A 6072-nucleotide genomic window follows, 5' to 3' on the forward strand; every position below is an offset into this window, starting at 1 on the left:
TTAATAGCAAAAGCAGATACATTGAAACAGTAATATTCTTAAAATGTTTATATTTGATTACATTTTAAGTAGCAGGAAAATAAATATAATGTTTGATGAAGACAATAAAGCAAATGGAGTAGATATAGAAAAGGTTTTTTCATCAGAAGAGATGCTTGATGTTTATGATGAAAACTTAAATATTATAGGTATAAAATCACGAAAAGATGTTCATAAATATGGATTAAAACATAAAGTAGTACAATGCTATATAGTAAGAAAAGAAGACATGAATAAATATGTGTATTTTCAACAGAGATCATTTAAAAAAAGCAATTATCCAGGTCTTTATGACATTGCCTGTGCAGGTCACATAGATAGTGGAGAAAAGACAGAGACTTCTATGGTTCGTGAGCTTATTGAGGAAGTAGGAATTTATGTTGATGAGAATAAACTTATAAATTGTGGAATAAAATTTGAAAGAAAAGATCATGACGATATACTTGATGATGAGATATGTCAGCTTTATGTTCTTGAGGTATTTAGTGATAAATTTGATTGTGGGGATGAAGTTGAAAATATGGTGAAAGTTTCATTTGAAGAATATAAAAAGTGGGTTAATCATGAAATTGATGAATTAAAAGCTATTTGTTTGGACAACAATGAGATTATTAAATTAAATAATTTCAATATATGTGATCATATAAGGGAAAATAATAATACACTCATAAAAATTATAGAAAATATTTAAATTTAGGTTTCTAATATGAAATTGATGAATTTAAGATTAAAATATAGATAATTAGTTTTTGAATTTATATGATACATGTAAACATATTGAAGAAATCTTATAAAGATTTTATAATTCATTGTCAATTATCAACTGGGATTTATAGCAAATGCAAATATATGAATAAGAAATGTACATCATATATAAATAGAACATATATTACATTGAAGACTTTACACTGTAATATATGTTCTTATTTTTTGGATATGAAAAGTAATTATAGAAAATTTATTTTAAATATATGTTGCAAGATTAGAATGTATCTGATACATGTAAGTATATTAAAAAAATTTAATAAAGATTTTATCATTCATTTTTAAATTGTACATTGTTAAAGGTGTAAAGAACAACAAAATTTAAGGAATGAATTTTCATGAATAAAGACATGACAAAGGGGAATCCTTCAAAGATATTATTTTATTTTGCATTTCCAATGTTTTTTGGAAATATGCTTCAACAATTATATAACATAGTGGACTCTGTTATTGTAGGAAATTATCTTGGAGCGGATTCCCTTGCAGCAGTAGGAGCATCTTATCCTATAACTTTCTTTTTAATAACTATAGCAAATGGAACAGGAATAGGATGCGGAGTTGTTATAGCCCAGTATTTTGGTGGAAAACGTATGAAGGAAGTAAAGATTTCAATTTATACAGCACTAATATTTACTTTGATTTTTAGTGGGATATTATTTTTTTTAGGAATTATTTTTACTGATGAAATTTTAAATCTTATGAATACACCAGAAAATATATTTAGTGATTCTAGTGATTATATGAGGATTTATTTTTGGGGAGTTGTGTTTATGTTTATTTACAATATTGGTTCTTCATCATTCAATGCATTTGGAAATTCAAAGATTCCACTTGAATTTTTAATTGTATCTACATTTTTTAATGTAGTTCTAGACATTGTATTTATAGTGAAATTTAATCTTGGAGTTAAAGGAGCTGCTTATGCAACTTTTATATCACAGGCATTTTCATCAATTTTATGTATATGTTTTTTATTTAAATCTTTAAAAGAACTGAAATCTGAACCTATAGAAAAAATCTTTGATGTAAATATATTGAAAAAAATATCTAAGATAGCAGTCCCATCAATACTTCAACAGTCAATAGTTTCAGTTGGAAATTTATTTGTTCAAGCACTTGTGAACTCTTTTGGATCTATTGTAATTGCAGGCTATGCAGCAGCAGCCAAGATTGATTCAATAATAATTCTCCCAATGGCTAATATGAGTAATGCTGTTTCAACATTTACAAGTCAGAATATAGGAGGAAGAAAGGTAGAGAGGGTAAGTAAAGGGTATAAAAGTGGACTTATCATGATTGGAATATTTTGTGTTTTAGTTGGAATTTTAATATTTTTATTTGGCCATCAGATTGTAGGAGTGTTTGTTGATTCATCGTTCAATTCTGATGTAATTTGTGTTGGAACAGAATATTTAAGAACTGTTTCTTCTTTTTACTTTTTTATGGGACTTATGGTGACAACTAATGGTGTTTTAAGGGGAAGCGGAGATATGAAATATTTTTTGGCAAGTACCATAAGCAATTTATCTACAAGGGTATGTTTTGCGTATATACTTGCATTTATTATTGGACAAAGTGCTATATGGTGGGCAGTTCCATTAGGATGGTTATGTGCATCAATAATATCAGTAATGAGATATAAAAGCGGAAAGTGGAAGAATCAGTGTATATAAAGCAAGGAAAAAGATATGTTTTGTCTAAAGATATTAATTGAATATTTTTAATAGATAAAAAATTATTCATGAATAAATAATCTGTTTATAGGAAATATTATTAATAAGTTTATGGATAAAAATATCATAAATATCTATGGAGGGATTTTATGAATAATTTATTGGAAAAAATATTTGTTATAGAAGGGATATTGTTTGGAGTATTAGGTATATTATTTATTTTCAATCCTGTGGATTCATTGATTGTTCTCACTAATGTTACAGGTCTTATTCTTATAAGTATTGGAATATTATATTTAATAAGAGATAGAAAAAATATTATAATGAGTGTAATAGATATAATTTTAGGAATAGGACTTATTGCAATGCCAGCAGAAAGTGTAACATTAATAGTAGCATTTTATGGAGCTTGGTCTGTTGTAAGAGGAATTTATATATTAATTGATGGAATAAAAAATGATATGGAGAACAAATTTAGTATAATTTATTCTGCAGTAATAATACTATTGGGATTGGTAATACTTTTAAATCCAATTGTAAGTTTTATTTCAGTACCATATGTAATTGGAACTTATTTTATAGTAAGCAGTTTGAGTGAGTTATATATAGGATTTATGTTGAAATAAAAAATACAAATGAAATATTAAAAGTATAAGAGAATTAAAAGTATAAAAAACTCTGAAGTTAAAAAGCAGAACCTTCAGAGTTTTATTTAATAAAGTAATATTTTTTATTTTATGTAATTTGTTTTATGTGACAGTATAATAAATAGTGGCATTTTTATTAAGAATAATTTAATATAGAAGTGAGGGGGAGATACATATGACAAGCAAATTTGATGGATATGTCATTTACAGTGATATGGATGGAACATTATTAAACAACAAGAAGAAAGTATCACATGAAAACAAGGAAGCTATAAAATTGTTTATTGAAAATGGAGGAAGATTTTCAATGGCAACAGGAAGGGCGTTTGAAGCAATAGAAGAGTATTTAGAAGATATTAATATAAATATGCCTCTCATTGTATATAACGGTGCAATGATATATGATTCAAAGGAAAGAAAAATTCTTAAAGTGCATTATTTGGAAGAAGAAAAGAAGAATATTGTATATAAAATAAAAGAAAATTACAAAGATCTTGGAATAGAAATTCATTGCGGTGTAGATATTTATATATTTAATGATAATGGAACTTCAGAAAGACCAGCAACAAAATTTCTTAATGTAATTCATGAAATGCCAGAAAACCTATTTGAATTGAAGTGGAATAAGATAGTTCTTATTGGGGAAATGGAACATATGGATAATATACAAAAAGAGCTTAAACTTAAATATGATATAACAACTGTAAGAAGTGGTAGTATATTTGTTGAAATAATGCCAGATAATACATCTAAGGGTAATGCACTAGAGGAAATAATAGATTTGTTTAATTTGGATAAAAATAAAGTCATTGCGGCTGGAGATGATATGAATGATGTAGAGATGTTAAAAAAATGTGGAATCGCAGTTTGTCCTGAAAATGCATCTGAAGGAGCAAAAAAATATGCTGATATAGTAGGGTGCAGCAATGAGAATCATCTTATGAAGAATATTGTGGAATTTTTGAAAAAAGAAAAAATATGATTATTAACTGAATTGAAAGGAAATTATTTTGAGAAAATTAAATACAGAAAAGGAAATAAATGAAATAATAAAAAATAGTCATATGGCTGTAATTTATTTTACAGGAATGGATTGTGGTGCATGTGAAGCAATAAAATTTAAAGTAGAAGAAATATTAAAAAGATTTCCTAAAATAAAGAGTGGTGAAATAAATTCAGAAAATCATCCTGATATATGTGCTAAATTTGATGTTTTTTCTGTACCAGTTTTTCTTCTATATGTAAATCAAAAAGAAAGTCTTAGAATAGGAAGAAATGTGGATTTGCTAACACTTGAAGGAAAAATGCAGAGATATTATGAGATGATTTATGAAGATTAATCTTAATTAAAGTATGTATAGTAAAATATATGGAAAAAGAATTTCTTTATAATTTGATAAATGCAGAATTTAAACATATATATATTTACAATAAAAAGCCAGAAGTATCTCTCAAGATACTTCTGGCTTTTTAATAGATAATAAAATTTAGCAATAAAAAAGATTGTTTAAGTTATTAAAAGAATTTAGACTTGCCATCTCTGTTATTGTAAGAATTGCTTCGTTTTTTAGGCTTTCTGTCATTATAATTATCCCTTGAAGAGTCTTTATCTAGAATTTTGCCTCCAAATACCTCTTTTTCTTCAAATTTGATATTAAATTCTTTTTCATATTTTTTAATTATGTTAAGCTGTTTAAGAGTAGCAATTGCAATAGACACACCAGAATTATTTCCTCGTGCAGTTCTTCCAGCTCTATGAAGATATTCATTAAGTTTTAAAGGAAGATCTAAGTGGAATACATAAGTAATTCCCTCAACATCAAGACCTCTTGCAGTTATGTCAGAAGAAACAAGAATTTTAATCCTACCATTTCTGAAACTGTCAATAGCAAGCTTTCTGTCTTCTTTAGAAATATGTCCACTCATAGCAAAACAGTCTTTGCTGTGGAAATTGAGTTTTGCTGTAGTCATTTCAATATCATCATTGCTGTTAACAAATATGATTGCTTTTTTCGGATTTACCGCAGATATTATCTTTCTTAAAGTTTCAAATTTATCTCTTCTTTCACATACAAAAAGCATATGCTCAATATTAGGATTCATTTCAGCTTTTTCTTCAGATTTGATTATAACTGGATCTTTCATGAGTCTTTGTGCTGTAAGTAAAGTTTCAGGTTTTATTGAAGCTGAAAATACCATAAGCTGACGGTCTCTCATTGTAGTTTTTATTATATCTTTTGTTATCTGTGATCTTTTAGGATCAAGCAGGTTATCACCTTCATCTATAACAATTGTTTTTACTGTGTGTGCAGTGATTTTTTTCTTCCTTATAAGATCAAGTATTCTTCCAGTAGAACCTACAATTATGTGAGGTTTTATTTCTTTAAGTTTTTTGATTTGATTGTTTATGTTTACGTCACCTATTACAGAAAGAGAAGTAATAGCAGTATTTGAATTTTGAGCAAGAAGCTTTATCTGAGCCTCAATTTGAAGAGCAAGCTCGTGAGTAGGAGCAAGAACTATAGCCTGCGTTTCTCTTTTTGATGTATCTATTTTATGGAATATAGGAAGAAGATAAGCAAGTGTTTTTCCACTTCCAGTAAATGCTTCGCCTATAACATCTTTATTTTCCATAGCAGGAATTATTGCAGATGCCTGAATTGAAGTTGGTGTTGTTATTCCTTGTTTTTTTAAGCCTTCTATTATATTTGAATCTAAATTTAAATCATTAAAAGTAGCCATATTATCTCCTTTGTTATTAATCTTATAACATATACTTTTATATTATTAAAATACGTATCCATAAATAAGTTATCAAAAGATTAATATAGTTGTCAATTAATTATATATGTTTCAATAATAAAACTACATAATATTAAAGAAATCTTGAAAAGATTTGGCTATTCATTGTCAATTGTCCATTGTACATTGTTAATTGGAATATATAT

General features: G+C 26.8%; 6 protein-coding genes. 5 read left to right on the plus strand and 1 reads right to left on the minus strand.

The window, feature by feature from the left end:
- The first annotated feature begins 88 nt into the window (after positions 1–88).
- From Q0F58_RS16485 to Q0F58_RS16505, 5 genes are all read left to right on the plus strand, one after another.
- Positions 89–730, plus strand: coding sequence for an NUDIX domain-containing protein (locus Q0F58_RS16485; RefSeq protein ID WP_294378959.1), 642 nt, complete (start codon positions 89–91; stop codon positions 728–730).
- Positions 731–1142: 412 nt separating this feature from the next.
- Entirely contained in the window at positions 1143–2477 is a 1335-nt protein-coding gene (locus Q0F58_RS16490; protein ID WP_294378960.1) for an MATE family efflux transporter, read from the plus strand.
- Between the two features lie 149 nt (positions 2478–2626).
- Positions 2627–3103, plus strand: coding sequence for a DUF308 domain-containing protein (locus tag Q0F58_RS16495; protein ID WP_294378961.1), 477 nt, complete (start codon positions 2627–2629; stop codon positions 3101–3103).
- Positions 3104–3299: 196 nt separating this feature from the next.
- Positions 3300–4106 carry a Cof-type HAD-IIB family hydrolase gene (locus Q0F58_RS16500; RefSeq protein ID WP_294378962.1) on the plus strand — a complete coding sequence of 269 codons (807 nt, stop codon included), beginning with the start codon at positions 3300–3302 and terminating at the stop codon, positions 4104–4106.
- A 28-nt stretch (positions 4107–4134) separates the two neighbouring features.
- Positions 4135–4464 (plus strand): thioredoxin family protein, encoded by a 330-nt coding sequence (locus Q0F58_RS16505; RefSeq protein WP_294378963.1) that lies wholly within the window; start codon positions 4135–4137, stop codon positions 4462–4464.
- Between the two features lie 175 nt (positions 4465–4639).
- On the opposite strand, the gene Q0F58_RS16510 is transcribed toward Q0F58_RS16505, so the two are convergent.
- Positions 4640–5866 (minus strand): DEAD/DEAH box helicase, encoded by a 1227-nt coding sequence (locus tag Q0F58_RS16510; RefSeq protein ID WP_294378964.1) that lies wholly within the window; start codon positions 5864–5866, stop codon positions 4640–4642.
- Positions 5867–6072: the final 206 nt, after the last annotated feature.

The sequence above is a fragment of the uncultured Clostridium sp. genome, from assembly GCF_934754915.1.
Taxonomy (GTDB): domain Bacteria; phylum Bacillota; class Clostridia; order Clostridiales; family Clostridiaceae; genus Clostridium.